The sequence below is a fragment of the Streptomyces flavofungini genome (genome assembly GCF_041028215.1).
Taxonomy (GTDB): Bacteria; Actinomycetota; Actinomycetes; order Streptomycetales; family Streptomycetaceae; genus Streptomyces; species Streptomyces flavofungini_B.
In genome coordinates, this window is the sequence record NZ_JASKYR010000075.1 from 1 (window position 1) to 15,638 (window position 15,638).

Below are 15,638 nucleotides of genomic sequence, written 5' to 3' on the forward strand. Positions count from 1 at the left end.
CTTCGGCCGCGTCCTGTGCGCGATGGTCACGCCCTTCACGGATGCGGGCGCCCTCGACCTCGAAGGCGCCCAGCGGCTGGCCCGGCACCTCGTGGCCGAGGGCTGCGAGGGGCTCGTCCTGTCCGGCACGACCGGTGAGGCGCCGACCACGACCGCCGCCGAGAAGTCCGCCCTCATCCACGCCGTGACCGAGGCCGTCGGCGACCGGGCCCGGATCGTCGCGGGCGTCGGGAGCAACGACACCCGGCGGACCGTGGCGGAGGCGCTGGCGGCCGAGAAGGCGGGCGCGCACGGCCTGCTGGTCGTCACGCCGTACTACAGCAAGCCCCCGCAGGACGCCGTGGAGTCGCACTTCCGCACGGTCGCCGACGCCTGCGGACTCCCGGCCCTGCTCTACGACATCCCCGGCCGCACGGGCACCCGTATCGAGCCGGAGACGGTCCTTCGTCTCGCGGACCACCCCCGGATCGTCGGCGTGAAGGACTGCGCGTACGACATCCTCGGCAGCCAGCAGGTCATCGCCAGGACGGACCTCGCCTACTACGCGGGCTGCGACGAGTACGGCCTCGCGCTGTACGCGGTGGGCGGCGCGGGCTGTGTCAGCACGGCCGCCAACGCGATCCCCGCCCGGATCCGCGCGGTCTTCGACGCGTTCGACGCGGGCGACACGGCGGGCGCGCGCCGGGGCCAGCTCGCGGCCACCCCGCTCATCGGGCTGCTGACGGCGGCGGGCCTCCCCGGCACGGTCACCGCGAAGGCCCTGCTCACCGAGGTCGGCCTCCCCGCGGGCCCGGTGCGGCCCCCGCTGCTGCCCGCGTCCCGCGAGGTGACCGGGGAACTCCTCGCGGCCTACCGGGCGGCGAAGACCGGGTGCCAGCGCCCGCCGGAGTCGAAGTCCGAGGTGCGGTAGCCGCTGAGCGGGACGGTCTTCTTACTGCCGATGGTGACGAGGACGAGCCGCTGCCGGTACTCGTTCGAGCCCCGCGCGATGTCCCAGGCGATCAGCCTTCTGTCGTCGGCCCAGGCGAGGAGCTGCTGGCCGGGGATCTTGGCCACGCGCTTGCCGGTGAGGGGGTCGATGACCTCGGAGGCCGTGGTCCTCGCTCCCCCGGCGAAGCCACCGGCGGCGAGCCTGCCGCTCGGCGAGAGCCAGGCCTCGTCGAACCAGTGCAGGTGCCTCTCCTTCACCGGCTTGCTCCTCTTGTGCCCCGCGAGGTCGTAGTACTGCTGGTGGGGCGCCGAGGTGAGGCCCGAGTAGACGAGGCGGCCGTCATGGCTGAAGGCGAAGTCCTGGCGGGTGTTGATGCTCGCCGGGCCGAGCTCGACGACCTTCGTGGCGACCTTGTTCCAGCCGGATTCGCCGGACGCCACGTCGACGACGTAGAAACCGGTGCGGCTCGGCGTGGCCGGTCCCGGACTGGTTTTCTTGCCGTCGGAGACCGGATGCTGCATGTCGAACCGGTCCGGGTTCTCCGCGTACGTCGTCGCGACCAGCTTCCCGCCGTCCGGCGAGAACTCGACGCCGCCGACCCCGCGCGGCGTCTTGATCCACCGTTCGACCTTGCCGGTGACCATGTCGAGCAGGCCGATCCGCCGGGCGGGCAGCTCGGGTTCGAGGACCGCCGCCGTGCGCATGCCGGGGGCGATGTCCAGGTAGGACCACCGGGTGTCCTTCTTGTAGGTGCCCGTGCGCTGGTCGAGCAGCCGGTAGGTACGGGTGTTGATCTCGACGCCCTTGCCCTGCGGGACCCGCTTGAACGTGCTGTAGGCGGCGAGCGCCGTGTCACCGGCCGCGATCAGCTCCCGCGGCGGGGTCTGGCCGGGGTGCGCGACGACGTCGTCGCTCCGCAGCTCGCTCGCGGTCCGCGTCTCCTGCTTCCCCGAGCCGCTGTCGAGGACCGGTACCGCCACCGCCACGGCCGTCGCCGCCGCGAGGGCGAGCGAGGCGCCCGCGATCGTACGGTTCCTGCGGCGCCGCCGGACGGCGAGCACCCGGTCGGCGAAGTTCCCGGGCACGGGTCCGCTGCGGTCCGCCTGCTCCCGCAGCGACTCGCGCACCAGCTCTTCCACGTTCACGGTCATACCTCCAGGGGGGAGAAGTCGCGGGACGCCGGCCTGTCGGGCCGCGCCAGTTCCGGGGCGAGGGCGCGGAGCCGGGCGAGGGAGCGGTGCGTGGTGCTGCGCACGGTGCCGACGGAGCAGCCGAGCAGCTCCGCGACCTCCGCCTCCGGCAGGTCCTCGAAGTAGCGCAGCACGAGCACGGTCCGCTGGCGTGTGGTCAGCTTGGCGAGCGCCCCGCGCAGCACGATCCGCAATTCGGCGGCGGACGTGCCGTCCTCGGCCGACGCGCTCTCCGGCAGTTCGGCGACGGCCAGTTCGCGCCGCGGCCACTTCAGCCGCCATCGGCTGACCTGCTGCCGGTACAGGACGCGCCGTACGTACGCCTCGGGCTCGTCGATGCGCCGCCACCGGCCCGCGGCCTTGACCAGCGCGTTCTGGAGCAGATCCTCCGCCGCGTGCCGGTCGCCCCCGCTGAGCAGCACGGCCGTCCTCAGCAGCGCCGACGATCTGGTCGCCACGAATTCCCGAAAGCTGTCCTGCTCTGCGGCATCCATCGTCACCTTCGCTTCGCCTTCCGGTGGGCCCGTTGCCCTCCCGCATCGGTGAGGACGGGTCCGGGACCCCCCTGCTATGCCTCCTGCCGGAAAAAGGCCGGACAGAGAAAACGGCCACCCCGCAGGGTGGCCGTCCACGTCGGTCGAGCGCGGTTCAGCGGGCCGCGGGGAACCCCGCCGCCTTGGTCCAGCGCAGCGTCTCGCCACCGCCGCTGAAGGTGACCTGTCTGCCGCCGGAGGCGATCGCGATCTTCTCCCAGCCGTCGAAGTCCTTGGTGAGGTGCTTCTGCCACCTGGTCAGCGGTCCGGTGGCCACGGCCGCGACCGACTCGGTCGGCGGCTCGCCGTCCGCGCAGTACACACCGAAGTCCCCGAAGGCCGCGACGGTGCCGTCCTTGGCCTTGAGCGTGATGCCCTGGCAGGCGTCGGTCCTGGTCCTGTGGACCACGGCGGGCTTGGACCAGCCCCTGGCCGACGGGCTGTAGTCCTGGACGTACAGGCCCTTGTGCCGCAGATAGTGCAGGGCGACGCGGCGGCCGTCGGCCAGCTTGAGCTGCGCCTCGAAGGGGCTGGGGCTGCCGCTCCAGGGGATGTCGCTCTTCTGCAGCGGATAGCTGTGGCCACCCGTGGCGGCGGCCCCGCTCATGCTCTGGGCCGCCTTGCGGCCGGTGCCCCCGTCCTGCCCCGCACTCTCGCCGCACCCGGCCACCAGGCCGATCACCGCGACCACGCCCAGGGCGACGGCCCTGGTCCCCGTTCCGCGCATGCCACTCTCCTGTCGTCCCGCGCAGCATACGCAGCCGCGCGGGACGACAGGGATACGCGGTACGTCAGTTGTGGCTGTGCAGGATCTCGTTGAGGCCGCCCCAGACCGCGTTGTTCGGGCGGGCCTCGACGGTGCCCGTGACCGAGTTGCGGCGGAAGAGGATGTTCGAGGCGCCGGAGAGCTCGCGGGCCTTGACGATCTGGCCGTCGGGCATGGTCACGCGGGTGCCCGCGGTGACGTACAGACCGGCCTCGACGACGCACTCGTCGCCGAGCGCGATGCCGACGCCCGCCTCGGCGCCGACGAGGCAGCGCTCGCCGATGACGATGCGGACGTTGCCGCCGCCGGAGAGCGTGCCCATGGTGGAGGCGCCGCCGCCGATGTCGGAGCCGTCGCCGACGACGACGCCCGCGGAGATGCGGCCCTCGACCATCGAGGTGCCGAGGGTGCCGGCGTTGAAGTTCACGAAGCCCTCGTGCATGACCGTGGTGCCCTCGGCGAGGTGGGCGCCGAGCCGGACGCGGTCGGCGTCGGCGATGCGGACGCCCTTCGGCGCGACGTAGTCCGTCATGCGGGGGAACTTGTCGACGGAGGTGACCTGGAGGTGCAGGCCCTCGGCGCGGGCGTTGAGCCGCACCTTCTCGACGTCGTCCACGGCGACCGGGCCGAGCGAGGTCCAGGCGACGTTGGCGAGGAAGCCGAACTGTCCGTCGAGGTTCACGCCGTGCGGCCTGACCAGGCGGTGGCTGAGCAGGTGCAGGCGGAGGTAGACGTCGTGGGCGTCCAGCGGCTTGTCGTCCAGGGACGCGATGACCGTACGTACGGCGATGATCTCCACGCCGCGGCGGGCGTCCGGGCCGATGGCCCTGGCGGCGCCGTCGCCGAGCAGCTCCACGGCGCGCTCGGCGGTCAGCCGCTCGGAGCCCGCGGGACCGGCCTCGGCGACGAGCTCGGGCGCGGGGAACCAGGTGTCGAGGACGGTGCCGTCGGCGGTGACGGTGGCAAGGCCTGCGGCGACGGCGCCGGTGGTGCGAGTAGCAGTCGTATCGGTCATGGGTGAAACCTAACCGGAGCGGTGGCGCGCGGGCGAACCGGTCTCACGGTCCGGGCCGCACGCCGCTTCCCGGGGGCCGGTTCGGCCGCCCGGCGCCAGCAGCCGGTTCAGCATCTCGGCCGTGAACGCCTCGTCGTACGGCGTGTCCGTCAGAAGCACCTGGAGGCAGATCCCGTCCATCAGGGCGACCAGCGCCCGCACGGTCACCGGGTCGACGCGCCCGGCGAGCTCGTCGCCGATGCCCTGGCACCACTCGGCCGCGACCGGCCGCAGCGCGGGCCTGCGCAGGGCGGCGAGATACAGCTCGTACTCCAGCTCCACACCCGCCCGCTCCCCCGCGAGCCACTGGCCGAGCAGGGCGGCGAGTTCGGAGGCGAGGTCGGCCCGGGGGTCCTCGAAGGCGCCGCTCGCGGCGACCGCCTTGGCGAAGCCCTCGTTGGCCTGGCGCAGGGCGGCGACGAGCAGTTCGTCCAGCGTCTTGAAGTGGTACGTCGTGGAGCCCAGCGGCACGTCCGCCTCCGCCGCCACCGAACGGTGGCTGAGCCCGCCGATCCCCTTCGCGCCCGCCACCCTGATCGCGGCGTCGATGATCCGCTGCCGCCGCTCGGGGTCGTAGCGGCGCGGCATCAGTGCGAACCCCCGAGGTTGAGCACGACGACGCCGACGATCACGAGCGCGATGCCCGCGACCTTGACCGGGCTGGTGCTCTCCCCCAGGAACAGCATGCCGATCGCGGCGACGGCGGCCGTGCCGATGCCCGCCCAGATCGCGTACGCCGTGCCGACCGAGAGCGTCTTCAGGGTCTGCGCGAGCAGGGTGAACGCCAGCAGATACCCGGCCACCGTGATCAGTGACGGCCACAGCCTGCTGAACCCCTCGCTGTACTTCATGGCGGTGGTCCCGGCCACCTCCGCCGCGATCGCCGCGGCCAGCAGTGCGTATCCCATGCGTACGAGTGTACATATCGTTGCGTACGGGCGTACGCACAGCAGGGCCTCCGTGCCGTCACGACGGCGCGGAGGCCCTGCTGCGGCGGACGAGCCGCCCCGAGCGCCCTGAAGTCAGGTGCTCAGACGTTGAAGCCGAGCGCCCGAAGCTGCTCGCGGCCGTCGTCCGTGATCTTGTCCGGGCCCCACGGCGGCATCCAGACCCAGTTGATCCGGAGCTCGTTCACGATGCCCTCGGTGGCGGACTTCGCCTGGTCCTCGATGACGTCCGTCAGCGGGCAGGCCGCCGAGGTCAGCGTCATGTCGATCGTCGCGATGTTCGCGTCGTCGATGTGCACGCCGTAGATCAGGCCCAGGTTGACGACGTCGATGCCCAGCTCGGGGTCGACGACGTCGTACAGCGCCTCGCGGACCTCTTCCTCCGAAGCGGGCTTCGTCGTGAGTGTCTCGTTCTCGCTCATGCCGTCTTCCTTTCAGCGGCCCCGTCGGTCTCGCCCAGGGCCTGGGCGGTCGCGTCCTTCCATGCCATCCAGCTCAGCAGGGCGCACTTCACTCGGGCCGGGTACTTCGAGACCCCGGCGAACGCGACGGCGTCCTCCAGGACCTCCTCCATCGCGTCGTCCGGCTCCAGCTTGCCCTTGGACTGCATCAGCTCCAGGAACACGGCCTGGATCTTCTGCGCCTCGGCCAGCTCCTTGCCGACCAGGAGGTCGTTCAGGACGGATGCGCTGGCCTGGCTGATGGAGCAGCCCTGCCCTTCGTACGACACGTCGGCGATCGTCGATCCGTCGTACTTCACGCGCAGGGTGATCTCGTCACCGCAGGTCGGATTGACGTGGTGCACCTCGGCGTCGCCATCGCGCAGACCACGCCCGTGGGGGTGCTTGTAGTGGTCCAGGATGACTTCCTGGTACATCGAATCCAGCTTCACGTTCCCGGTCAGCCCCTCAGCCGAAGAAGTTCCGTACGTGCTCCAGGCCGTCGACGAGCGCGTCGATCTCGCCGGGCGTGGAGTACAGATAGAACGACGCTCGCGTGGTCGCAGGAATTCCGTACCGCAGGCAGACGGGGCGCGCGCAGTGGTGGCCCACGCGCACCGCGATGCCCTCCTCGTCGAGCACCTGGCCCACGTCGTGCGGGTGGATGTCGCCGAGCGTGAAGGAGATCGCGGCGCCGCGCTCCTCCGCCGTCGTCGGACCGATGATCCGCAGGTCGGGGACCTCAAGGAGGCGCTTGACCGCGTACTCCGTGATCGCCTGCTCATGCGCGGCGATCTTGTCCATGCCGATGGCCGACAGATAGTCCACGGCGGCGCCCAGGCCCACGGCCTGGGAGACCGGCGGGGTGCCCGCCTCGAACTTGTGCGGCGCGGGCGCGTACGTCGACGAGTTCATCGACACGGTCTCGATCATCTCGCCGCCGCCGAGGAAGGGCGGGAGGTCCTCCAGGAGCTCCTGCCGTCCCCACAGGACGCCGATGCCGGTCGGACCGCACATCTTGTGGCCGGTGAAGGCCACGAAGTCGGCCTGGAGCGCCTGCACGTCCAGCGGCATGTGCGGCGCGGCCTGGGAGGCGTCGATCAGGACGAGCGCGCCGACCTCCTGGGCGCGGCGCACGATGGCCTCGACCGGGTTGTGCGTGCCCAGGATGTTGGAGACGAGCACGAAGGAGACGATCTTCGTCTTCTCCGTGATGACCTCCTCGATGTCGGACAGGTCGAGGCGGCCGTCGTCGGTGAGGCCGAACCACTTCAGCTTCGCGCCCGTGCGCTGCGAGAGCAGCTGCCACGGCACGATGTTGGAGTGGTGCTCCATCTCCGTGATGACGATCTCGGTCTCGTGATCCACGCGGTAGGGCTCGTCGGCCCAGCCCAGCATGTTGGCCACGAGGTTCAGCGACTCCGAGGCGTTCTTGGTGAAGATGACCTCGTCGCGGCTGGGCGCGTTGATGAACGCGGCGACCTTGTCACGGGCGCCCTCGTACAGCGCCGTGGCCTCCTCGGCGAGGACGTGCACGCCGCGGTGAACGTTGGCGTTGTGCTGCTCGTAGTACTCGTTCAGCACGTCGAGGACCTGGCGCGGCGTCTGCGAGGTCGCCGCGTTGTCCAGGTACACGAGCTTCTTGCCGTCGTGGATCGTGCGATCCAGGATCGGGAAGTCCTTGCGGATCGCCTCGGTGTCGAGGAGGCCCGGCAGCTGTGTCACGCGGATGCGCCACCCTTCGTGTAAGCCTCGTAGCCCTCGGCCTCCAGCTTGTCGGCGAGCTCGGCGCCGCCGGACTCGGCGATGCGGCCGTTCGCGAAGACGTGCACGAAGTCGGGCTTGATGTAGCGCAGGATGCGCGTGTAGTGCGTGATCAGCAGGGTGCCGACCTCACCGGTCTCGCGGACGCGGTTGACGCCGTCCGAGACCTGGCGCAGGGCGTCGACGTCCAGGCCGGAGTCCGTCTCGTCGAGGATCGCGATCTTCGGCTTGAGGAGCTCCATCTGGAGGATCTCGTGGCGCTTCTTCTCACCGCCGGAGAAGCCCTCGTTCACGTTGCGCTCGGCGAAGGCCGGGTCCATCTGGAGCTGCTCCATGGCGGACTTGACCTCCTTCACCCAGGTGCGCAGCTTGGGGGCCTCGCCGCGGATCGCCGTCGCCGACGTGCGCAGGAAGTTGGAGACCGAGACGCCGGGGACCTCGACCGGGTACTGCATGGCGAGGAACATGCCGGCGCGGGCGCGCTCGTCGACGGACATCTCCAGGACGTCCTCGCCGTCGAGGGTCACGCTGCCCTGGGTGATCGTGTACTTGGGGTGACCCGCGACCGAGTAGGCGAGCGTCGACTTGCCGGAGCCGTTCGGGCCCATGATGGCGTGGGTCTCGCCCTGCTTCACGGTCAGGTCGACGCCCTTGAGGATCTCCTTCGTGGCGTTGTCGGCCTCGACGGTGACGTGCAGGTCCTTGATTTCAAGCGTTGCCATGGGTGCCTCAGGACTCCTGGGGAAGGGAGGCATGTACGTCAACGAGTACATCGCCCCCTTCGATCTTTACGGGGTATACGGGGACAGGGCGCGTCGCGGGGAGGCCGGACGGCTTGCCGGTGCGGAGGTCGAACGCGGAGCCATGCAGCCAGCACTCGATCTGGCAGTCCTCCACCTCGCCCTCGGAGAGGGAGACGTTGGCGTGCGAGCAGATGTCGTTGATCGCGAACACCTCGCCCTCGGTGTGGACGACCGAGACCGGCGTGCCGTCGAGGTCCACCCGCTTCGGGGTGTCCTCGGCCAGCTCGCTCAGCCCACAGGCGCGTACGAAGGTCATGCGACCGTCGCCTCCAGCTCCTCTTCGATCTTGGCGATGAGGCGCTCCTCGACGTCCGGCAGGCCGATCTGCTGGACCAGCTCGGCGAAGAAGCCGCGCACGACCAGACGGCGGGCCTCCTCCTCCGGGATGCCGCGCGACTGGAGGTAGAAGAGCTGCTCGTCGTCGAAGCGGCCGGTCGCCGAGGCGTGGCCGGCGCCGACGATCTCGCCGGTCTCGATCTCCAGGTTCGGCACCGAGTCGACGCGGGCGCCGTCGGTCAGAACCAGGTTGCGGTTCATCTCGTAGGTGTCCGTGCCCTCGGCGGCGGCCTCGATGAGCACGTCGCCGATCCACACCGCGTGCGCCTCGTCGCCCTGGAGCGCGCCCTTGTAGACGACGTTGGACTTGCAGTGCGGGGTGTTGTGGTCGACCAGGAGGCGGTGCTCCTGGTGCTGGCCCGCGTCCGTCACGTACAGGCCGAAGAGCTCGGCCTCGCCGCCGGTGCCCGCGTAGTTCACGCGCGGGTGCAGGCGGACCAGGTCGCCGCCGAAGGTGACGACCACGGACTTGAAGGAGGCGTCACGGCCGACCAGCGCGTTGTGCTGGGCGACGTGCACCGCGGTGTCGTCCCAGTCCTGGACGGAGACGACGGTCAGCTTGGCGCCGTCGCCGACGATGAAGTCGACGTTGGCGGCGAGCACGGCGTCACCGGTGTGGTCGATGACGACCAGCGCCTCGGCGAACGCGCCGAGCTCGATGACCTGGTGGGCGAAGGCGGTGCCGCCCTCGCCGTGCACGGCGATCCGGATGGGCTCGGTGAGCACCGTCTCCTTGGGGACGGTCACGACCGAGGCCTTCTCGAAGGAGCTGTAGGCCTGGGCGGCGATGCGGTCGACGGGCTTGCCCGCCTTGCCGACGCGCGCGTCGTCCCGGCCGACGGTCTCCTGGGTGACGCCCTCGGGGGCGCTCACCTCGACGCGGATGCCGCCGTCGGCGACCGCGCTGCCGTCGTGCAGGCCCCGCAGGCGCTCCAGCGGCGTGAACCGCCACTCCTCCTCGCGGCCGTGCGGCACCGGGAAGCTGTCCACGTCGTAGGACGGGGGCGCGCTCATGCGGGTGGCGACGGTGGACTCGGCGGCCACCGCGATGGACCCGGCGGTCGTCGACCCGACCGATGGGGGTGCCCCCTGGCCGAGCGAAGTCGAGGGCTTGGGGGAGTTCTGAGCCTCAGCCATGGCTGTCGTCGTGCTCTCTCTCTGCGTAAGAAGTCTGCTCGCTGCGGGGACGGTGTCCGGTCTTAACCGACCGAACCCTCCATCTGCAGCTCGATCAGCCGGTTGAGCTCCAGGGCGTACTCCATGGGGAGCTCCTTGGCGATCGGCTCGACGAAGCCGCGCACGATCATCGCCATCGCCTCGAACTCCGTCATGCCGCGGCTCATCAGGTAGAAGAGCTGGTCGTCGGAGACCTTGGAGACGGTGGCCTCGTGTCCCATGGAGACGTCGTCCTCGCGGACGTCGACGTAGGGGTAGGTGTCCGAGCGCGAGATCGTGTCGACGAGCAGCGCGTCGCAGAGCACGTTCGACTTCGATCCGGCGGCGCCCTCGCCGATCTCGACGAGACCGCGGTACGACGTACGACCGCCACCGCGCGCCACCGACTTGGAGACGATGTTCGAGGACGTGTTCGGCGCCATGTGGACCATCTTGGAACCGGCGTCCTGGTGCTGGCCCTCGCCCGCGAAGGCGATGGACAGCGTCTCGCCCTTGGCGTGCTCGCCCATGAGGTAGACGGCGGGGTACTTCATCGTCACCTTGGAGCCGATGTTGCCGTCGATCCACTCCATGGTCGCGCCCTCGTACGCCACGGCGCGCTTGGTGACCAGGTTGTAGACGTTGTTCGACCAGTTCTGGATCGTCGTGTAGCGGCAGCGGCCGCCCTTCTTGACGATGATCTCCACGACGGCGGAGTGCAGCGAGTCCGACTTGTAGATCGGCGCGGTGCAGCCCTCGACGTAGTGGACGTAGGCGTCCTCGTCGACGATGATCAGCGTCCGCTCGAACTGGCCCATGTTCTCCGTGTTGATGCGGAAGTAGGCCTGGAGCGGGATCTCGACGTGCACGCCCTTGGGGACGTAGATGAACGAGCCGCCGGACCACACGGCGGAGTTCAGCGAGGCGAACTTGTTGTCGCCGACCGGGATGACCGTGCCGAAGTACTCCTTGAAGAGCTCCGGGTGCTCCTTGAGCGCGGTGTCCGTGTCGAGGAAGATGACGCCCTGCTCCTCCAGGTCCTCACGGATCTGGTGGTAGACGACCTCGGACTCGTACTGCGCCGCGACACCGGCGACGAGGCGCTGCTTCTCCGCCTCGGGGATGCCGAGCTTGTCGTACGTGTTCTTGATGTCCTCGGGCAGGTCCTCCCAGGACTCCGCCTGCTTCTCCGTGGAGCGCACGAAGTACTTGATGTTGTCGAAGTCGATGCCCGACAGGTCCGAGCCCCAGTTCGGCATGGGCTTCTTGTCGAAGAGGCGCAGGCCCTTGAGGCGGAGCTTGGTCATCCACTCCGGCTCGTTCTTCTTCGCGGAGATGTCGCGGACGACGTCCTCGTTGATGCCGCGCTTGGCAGAGGCACCGGCGGCGTCGGAGTCGGCCCAGCCGTACTCGTAGTTGCCCAGGCCCTCGAGTTCGGGGTGGGCAGTCTCCGTGGGGAGAGTCATGCGGGGTTCCTCCCGGCCGTGCTTGCTGATGCTGAATTGGTGGTCTGTGCTCGCTGGGGAGCGGTGCCGCCGCTGCGCGGGATGAACGTCGTGCAGACGCCGTCTCCGTGGGCGATGGTGGCAAGGCGCTGCACATGCGTGCCGAGAAGCGCGGAGAACATCTCCGTCTCGGCCTCGCACAGCTGCGGGAACTGCTCGGCGACATGGGCGACCGGGCAGTGGTGCTGGCAGAGCTGCTCGCCGACCGGCGCGCTACGCGCCGTAGCAGCGTACCCGTCGGCGGTCAATGCCTTCGCCAGAGCCTCGGCCCGCGCCTCGGGGGGCGCGGCCTCGACCGCCTGCCTGTACGTCTCGGCCTGGGCGGCGATGCGCGCCCGGGCGAACTCGACGACCGCTCCCTCGCCGTGGTGCTCGGTGATCCACCGGAGCGCGTCCGCCGCCAGCTTGTCGTACGACTGGTCGAAGGCGTCGCGTCCACAGTCGGTCAGGGCGAAGACCTTGGCGGGCCTGCCGCGGGTCCGCGCGCCATAGACGCGCTGGTCGCGCGGCTCCACGACGTTCTCATGGGCGAGGGCGTCGAGGTGCCTGCGGACGGCGGCCTGGGTGAGGCCGAGGCGCTTCGCGAGATCGGCGACGGTGGAGGGGCCGTGGTCCAGGATGGAGCGCGCGACACGGTTGCGCGTCGAACGCTCACCGGTCGCGAGTTCCTCCTGCGGAGCCTCGCCAACGTTTTTCACAACGCCATTGTTGCGTAATTCCTCAGACCCTGACAACCCGCGCCGCGATCACGGCCCGGTGCGCTGCGTCACTTAGGTTCACCTAAGCTGACCTGCGGAAACGATCATTGATCGATCAAACCGGTGGGGCCCGGAAGGCCTCATGAGGGGCCTGTCGCACCATGCTCACACCCCCTCCCACCGGGCATTTGTGCGTCCGCGCGGGCCTCGCGGAGAATGCGGGCGCACTGGGCCGGACGGGCACACCCGCGCGCCCCCGCCCCGCGCGCCCGGCGGCCCGACGGCGTCCCTAGACTGGCTCACCATGCGAAACGAGCCCGTCGTCCGGATCAAGGATCTGGTCAAGCGGTACGGAACGAAGACCGCAGTCGACGGTCTGGACCTGACGGCCGGGGCGGGCATCACCGCCGTCCTCGGCCCCAACGGCGCCGGCAAGACCACCACGATCGAGACCTGCGAGGGCTACCGGCAGCCGGACTCCGGCACCGCCCGCGTGCTCGGCCTCGACCCGGTCCGCGAGGCCGCCGCGCTGCGGCCCCGGATCGGCGTGATGCTCCAGTCGGGCGGCGTCTACTCCGGCGCCCGCGCGGACGAGATGCTGCGCCACGTCGCCAAGCTGCACGCCGAGCCACTGCACGTCGGCGAGCTCATCGAGCGCCTCGGCCTCGGGAGCTGCGGGCGCACCAGCTACCGGCGGCTCTCCGGCGGCCAGCAGCAGCGCCTCGCCCTCGCGATGGCCGTGGTCGGCAGGCCCGAGCTGGTCTTCCTCGACGAGCCGACCGCGGGCCTCGACCCGCAGGCCCGCCGGGCCACCTGGGACCTCGTCCGCGAGCTGCGCCGCGACGGCGTCTCCGTCATCCTCACCACGCACCACATGGACGAGGCCGAGGAGCTCTCCGACGACGTCGCGATCATCGACGCGGGCAAGGTCATCGCCCAGGGCAGCCCCGACGAGCTGTGCCGCGGCGGCGCCGAGAACACCCTGCGCTTCACCGGGCGCCCCGGACTCGACGTCGCCTCGCTGCTCAAGGCCCTGCCGCCGGACTCGACGGCGGCGGAGCCGACCCCGGGCGCCTACCGCGTCAGCGGCACGGTCGACCCGCAGCTCCTCGCCACGGTCACCTCCTGGTGCGCCCAGCACGGGGTCATGCCGGACCGCATCTCGGTCGAACGCCACACCCTGGAAGACGTCTTCCTGGAGCTCACGGGTAAGGAGCTCCGCGGATGAGCGCCGCAGGTACGTACACGCCGAAGCCGGGCGCCGCCCCGCTCCCCCGCATGATCGCCGCCCAGGCGGCGTTCGAGACGAAGATGCTGCTGCGCAACGGCGAGCAGCTCCTCCTCACGGTCGTCATCCCCACCCTGCTGCTCGTACTCTTCAGCGCCGTCGACATCGTCGACACCGGCAAGGGCGAGGCCGTGGACTTCCTCGCGCCCGGCGTCCTCGCCCTCGCCGTGATGTCCACCGCCTTCACCGGGCAGGCCATCGCGACCGGCTTCGAGCGGCGCTACGGAGTGCTCAAGCGGCTCGGCGCGTCCCCGCTGCCCCGCTGGGGCCTGATGGCCGCGAAGACGCTGTCCGTCCTGGTCACCGAGGTCCTCCAGATCGCGCTGCTCACAGTCATCGCCTTCGGGCTCGGCTGGTCGCCGCACGGCAGCCCCGTCTCCGTACTGCTGCTCCTCCTGCTCGGCACGGCCGCCTTCTCCGGGCTCGGCCTGCTGATGGCGGGCACCCTCAGGGCCGAGGCCACGCTGGCCGCCGCCAACCTCGTCTTCCTGCTGCTGCTCGTCGGCGGCGGCGTCATCGTGCCGCTGGACAAGTTCCCGGAGGCGGCGCGGACGCTCCTCGGGCTGCTGCCCGTCTCGGCGCTCTCGGACGGTCTGCGCGACGTGCTCCAGCACGGTGCGGGTCTGCCCTGGGGCGACCTCGGCATCCTCGCGGTGTGGGCGGTGCTCGGGCTCGGCGCGGCGGCGCGGTTCTTCCGCTGGGAGTAAGCGTCCCCGGCGCCACGGAAACGGCGTAACCGCCGTCACAAATGCGCCGCATACGTCCCCCTCGTGAAGCCGTGCACAAGCGGCCCCCTACGATGGGGCTCGTGCCAAACGTGACCCGAGCCGACGTCGCTCAAGCCGCGCGGAACCCGCTCGCCTACATCGCCGAGCGCTGGACTCCCACTCAGCGGACCGTCCAGCGGGCGGCCTTCATCTCGCTCGCCATGACGGTCGTGATCGTGGTGACGGGCGGCGCCGTCCGTCTCACCGGCTCGGGGCTCGGCTGCCCGACCTGGCCCAAGTGCACGGACGACTCCCTGACGGCCACCCACGAGATGGGCTTCCACGGGGCCGTCGAGTTCGGCAACCGCATGCTGACGTACGTGCTCTGCGCGGCCGTCGGCTGGGCGATCATCGCGGCCCGCTCCCAGAAGCCGATGCGGCGCAGTCTCACCCGGCTCGGCTGGACCCAGTTCTGGCTGGTCATGGGCAATGCCGTGCTCGGCGGCATCGTGGTGCTCGTCGGCCTGAACCCCTACACCGTGGCCGCGCACTTCCTGCTCTCCTCCGCCCTGATCGCGGTCGCCGTCACCATGTGGCAGCGCACCCGTGAGGGCGACGCCGAGGCGCGCCCGCTGGTCGGCAAGGCCGTGGCGCAGCTCGTGTGGTTCCTGGTCGCGGCGTCGGGGCTGCTGATCGCGGTGGGCACGGTCGTGACGGGCGCGGGACCGCACGCGGGCGACTCCAGCGACGTGCCCCGGATGAACCTGGCGCCGATCGGCCTGGACTGGGAGGGCGTGACCAAGCTGCACGCGGTCCTCGCCTGGATCGTGGTGACGCTGACGTTCGCCCTCTGGTTCGTCCTCAAGGCCGTGGACGCGCCCGCCGGGCCGCTGGCCCGCACCCGCGAGCTGTTCCTGATCCTGCTGGCCCAGGGCGCCATCGGCTACGTCCAGTACTTCACGGACCTGCCGGAGCTCCTGGTCGGCCTGCACATGTTCGGCTCCTGCCTGGTCTGGATCTTCGTGATGCGGGTGCTGCTCTCGCTGCGGGAGCGCCCCGTCACTACGGCGGACGTGCCCGCCCAGGCGGACGACTCACAGCTCTCGGCCGTCTGACCCGCTGCCTTCCGACAGTCCGTAGACGCGGCGGGCGTTGCCCGCCGCGAGCAGTCCCGCCACCCGCTGCGCGTCGCTGAGCGACCAGGCCCCGTCGGCGACCCAGGTGCCGAGCACCCGGCCGAGCGCCTCCCGGAACAGGTGCGCCCCCACCACGTGCAGCTCGGGAAGCCCGTGCGCGCCGCTGGAGAACAGCAGCTTGCCGAAGGGGGCGAGTTCCAGGATCTCCGCGAGCACGGCCGCCGCCCGCGCCCCGGTGCGTACGAGGGCGGGGCCGAGGTCCGCGTACACGTGCGGGAAGACGGCGGCGAGGTGCGCGGCGCTGCGGTGGTAGGGGTAGCCGTGCAGCAGGACGAGGTCGGTGCCGAGGCCCGCGGTGGCCCGCGCGAAGTCCCCGAAGTACGTC

General features: G+C 70.6%; 18 protein-coding genes and 1 pseudogene. 4 read left to right on the forward strand and 15 right to left on the reverse strand.

All coding sequences use genetic code 11. The features are described 5' to 3' along the window. On the forward strand, positions 1-910 hold a 910-nt coding region (gene dapA, locus AB8Z36_RS08015), incomplete at its 5' end, for a 4-hydroxy-tetrahydrodipicolinate synthase (RefSeq protein WP_369212500.1). On the opposite strand, the gene AB8Z36_RS08020 is transcribed toward dapA, so the two are convergent. From AB8Z36_RS08020 to AB8Z36_RS08085, 14 genes are all read right to left on the reverse strand, one after another. Continuing rightward, positions 850-2,082, reverse strand: coding sequence for a WD40 repeat domain-containing protein (locus AB8Z36_RS08020; protein ID WP_369212501.1), 1,233 nt, complete (start codon positions 2,080-2,082; stop codon positions 850-852). The genes dapA and AB8Z36_RS08020 overlap by 61 nt on opposite strands. Further along, a complete protein-coding gene (locus AB8Z36_RS08025) occupies positions 2,079-2,615 on the reverse strand; it encodes a SigE family RNA polymerase sigma factor (RefSeq protein WP_369212502.1) in 537 nt (178 codons plus the stop codon). The genes AB8Z36_RS08020 and AB8Z36_RS08025 overlap by 4 nt, the downstream gene beginning before the upstream one ends. A gap of 154 nt (positions 2,616-2,769) precedes the next feature. Beyond that, entirely contained in the window at positions 2,770-3,381 is a 612-nt protein-coding gene (locus tag AB8Z36_RS08030) for a hypothetical protein (protein ID WP_369212503.1), read from the reverse strand. Between the two features lie 64 nt (positions 3,382-3,445). After that, a complete protein-coding gene (dapD, locus tag AB8Z36_RS08035; protein ID WP_369212504.1) occupies positions 3,446-4,435 on the reverse strand; it encodes a 2,3,4,5-tetrahydropyridine-2,6-dicarboxylate N-succinyltransferase in 990 nt (329 codons plus the stop codon). A gap of 9 nt (positions 4,436-4,444) precedes the next feature. Further along, positions 4,445-5,062: a TetR/AcrR family transcriptional regulator gene (locus AB8Z36_RS08040; protein WP_369212505.1), complete on the reverse strand. Its 618-nt coding sequence runs from the start codon at positions 5,060-5,062 to the stop codon at positions 4,445-4,447. After that, positions 5,062-5,382 (reverse strand): DMT family transporter, encoded by a 321-nt coding sequence (locus AB8Z36_RS08045; protein WP_369212506.1) that lies wholly within the window; start codon positions 5,380-5,382, stop codon positions 5,062-5,064. The genes AB8Z36_RS08040 and AB8Z36_RS08045 overlap by 1 nt, the downstream gene beginning before the upstream one ends. 122 nt (positions 5,383-5,504) lie before the next feature. After that, on the reverse strand, positions 5,505-5,843 hold the full coding sequence (locus tag AB8Z36_RS08050; RefSeq protein ID WP_030358830.1) for a metal-sulfur cluster assembly factor: 339 nt from the start codon (positions 5,841-5,843) through the stop codon (positions 5,505-5,507). Next, positions 5,840-6,313 (reverse strand): Fe-S cluster assembly sulfur transfer protein SufU, encoded by a 474-nt coding sequence (gene sufU / locus AB8Z36_RS08055; RefSeq protein ID WP_369212507.1) that lies wholly within the window; start codon positions 6,311-6,313, stop codon positions 5,840-5,842. Before sufU ends, AB8Z36_RS08050 begins: the two co-directional genes overlap by 4 nt. 16 nt (positions 6,314-6,329) lie before the next feature. After that, a complete protein-coding gene (locus AB8Z36_RS08060; protein WP_369212508.1) occupies positions 6,330-7,586 on the reverse strand; it encodes a cysteine desulfurase in 1,257 nt (418 codons plus the stop codon). Then, positions 7,583-8,347 carry a Fe-S cluster assembly ATPase SufC gene (gene sufC, locus AB8Z36_RS08065; protein WP_055566802.1) on the reverse strand — a complete coding sequence of 255 codons (765 nt, stop codon included), beginning with the start codon at positions 8,345-8,347 and terminating at the stop codon, positions 7,583-7,585. The genes AB8Z36_RS08060 and sufC overlap by 4 nt, the downstream gene beginning before the upstream one ends. A 7-nt stretch (positions 8,348-8,354) precedes the next feature. Next, positions 8,355-8,684, reverse strand: a complete 330-nt coding sequence (locus tag AB8Z36_RS08070; protein WP_369212509.1) for a bifunctional 3-phenylpropionate/cinnamic acid dioxygenase ferredoxin subunit — start codon at positions 8,682-8,684, stop codon at positions 8,355-8,357. Next, positions 8,681-9,901 carry a Fe-S cluster assembly protein SufD gene (gene sufD / locus AB8Z36_RS08075; RefSeq protein WP_369212510.1) on the reverse strand — a complete coding sequence of 407 codons (1,221 nt, stop codon included), beginning with the start codon at positions 9,899-9,901 and terminating at the stop codon, positions 8,681-8,683. Before sufD ends, AB8Z36_RS08070 begins: the two co-directional genes overlap by 4 nt. A gap of 62 nt (positions 9,902-9,963) precedes the next feature. Next, positions 9,964-11,385 carry a Fe-S cluster assembly protein SufB gene (sufB, locus tag AB8Z36_RS08080; RefSeq protein WP_369212511.1) on the reverse strand — a complete coding sequence of 474 codons (1,422 nt, stop codon included), beginning with the start codon at positions 11,383-11,385 and terminating at the stop codon, positions 9,964-9,966. Continuing rightward, positions 11,382-12,122, reverse strand: coding sequence for a helix-turn-helix transcriptional regulator (locus AB8Z36_RS08085; protein ID WP_369212512.1), 741 nt, complete (start codon positions 12,120-12,122; stop codon positions 11,382-11,384). The genes sufB and AB8Z36_RS08085 overlap by 4 nt, the downstream gene beginning before the upstream one ends. A gap of 304 nt (positions 12,123-12,426) precedes the next feature. Here AB8Z36_RS08085 and AB8Z36_RS08090 point away from each other — a divergent pair, with 304 nt between their 5' ends. The 3 genes from AB8Z36_RS08090 (at position 12,427) to AB8Z36_RS08100 (ending at position 15,232) form a co-directional block, all read left to right on the forward strand. Continuing rightward, complete coding sequence (locus AB8Z36_RS08090) at positions 12,427-13,350, forward strand: ABC transporter ATP-binding protein (protein ID WP_369212513.1); 924 nt, start codon at positions 12,427-12,429, stop codon at positions 13,348-13,350. Further along, entirely contained in the window at positions 13,347-14,117 is a 771-nt protein-coding gene (locus AB8Z36_RS08095) for an ABC transporter permease (RefSeq protein WP_369212514.1), read from the forward strand. Before AB8Z36_RS08090 ends, AB8Z36_RS08095 begins: the two co-directional genes overlap by 4 nt. Before the next feature lie 92 nt (positions 14,118-14,209). Next, entirely contained in the window at positions 14,210-15,232 is a 1,023-nt protein-coding gene (locus tag AB8Z36_RS08100) for a COX15/CtaA family protein (RefSeq protein WP_369212515.1), read from the forward strand. Here AB8Z36_RS08100 and AB8Z36_RS08105 read toward each other — a convergent pair. Beyond that, positions 15,212-15,638 (reverse strand): annotated as a pseudogene (locus tag AB8Z36_RS08105) (amidohydrolase); the annotation flags it as partial. The gene AB8Z36_RS08100 and the pseudogene AB8Z36_RS08105 overlap by 21 nt on opposite strands.

Bases quoted from the DNA above. Each gene is read 5' to 3' on its own strand.
- AB8Z36_RS08020 (WP_369212501.1), bottom strand. From the start codon at position 2,082: ATGACCGTGAACGTGGAAGAGCTGGTGCGCGAGTCGCTGCGGGAGCAG.
- AB8Z36_RS08025 (WP_369212502.1), bottom strand. From the start codon at position 2,615: ATGGATGCCGCAGAGCAGGACAGCTTTCGGGAATTCGTGGCGACCAGA.
- AB8Z36_RS08030 (WP_369212503.1), bottom strand. From the start codon at position 3,381: ATGCGCGGAACGGGGACCAGGGCCGTCGCCCTGGGCGTGGTCGCGGTG.
- dapD (WP_369212504.1), bottom strand. From the start codon at position 4,435: ATGACCGATACGACTGCTACTCGCACCACCGGCGCCGTCGCCGCAGGC.
- AB8Z36_RS08040 (WP_369212505.1), bottom strand. From the start codon at position 5,062: ATGCCGCGCCGCTACGACCCCGAGCGGCGGCAGCGGATCATCGACGCC.
- AB8Z36_RS08045 (WP_369212506.1), bottom strand. From the start codon at position 5,382: ATGGGATACGCACTGCTGGCCGCGGCGATCGCGGCGGAGGTGGCCGGG.
- AB8Z36_RS08050 (WP_030358830.1), bottom strand. From the start codon at position 5,843: ATGAGCGAGAACGAGACACTCACGACGAAGCCCGCTTCGGAGGAAGAG.
- sufC (WP_055566802.1), bottom strand. From the start codon at position 8,347: ATGGCAACGCTTGAAATCAAGGACCTGCACGTCACCGTCGAGGCCGAC.
- AB8Z36_RS08070 (WP_369212509.1), bottom strand. From the start codon at position 8,684: ATGACCTTCGTACGCGCCTGTGGGCTGAGCGAGCTGGCCGAGGACACC.
- sufD (WP_369212510.1), bottom strand. From the start codon at position 9,901: ATGGCTGAGGCTCAGAACTCCCCCAAGCCCTCGACTTCGCTCGGCCAG.
- sufB (WP_369212511.1), bottom strand. From the start codon at position 11,385: ATGACTCTCCCCACGGAGACTGCCCACCCCGAACTCGAGGGCCTGGGC.
- AB8Z36_RS08090 (WP_369212513.1), top strand. From the start codon at position 12,427: ATGCGAAACGAGCCCGTCGTCCGGATCAAGGATCTGGTCAAGCGGTAC.
- AB8Z36_RS08095 (WP_369212514.1), top strand. From the start codon at position 13,347: ATGAGCGCCGCAGGTACGTACACGCCGAAGCCGGGCGCCGCCCCGCTC.
- AB8Z36_RS08100 (WP_369212515.1), top strand. From the start codon at position 14,210: ATGGGGCTCGTGCCAAACGTGACCCGAGCCGACGTCGCTCAAGCCGCG.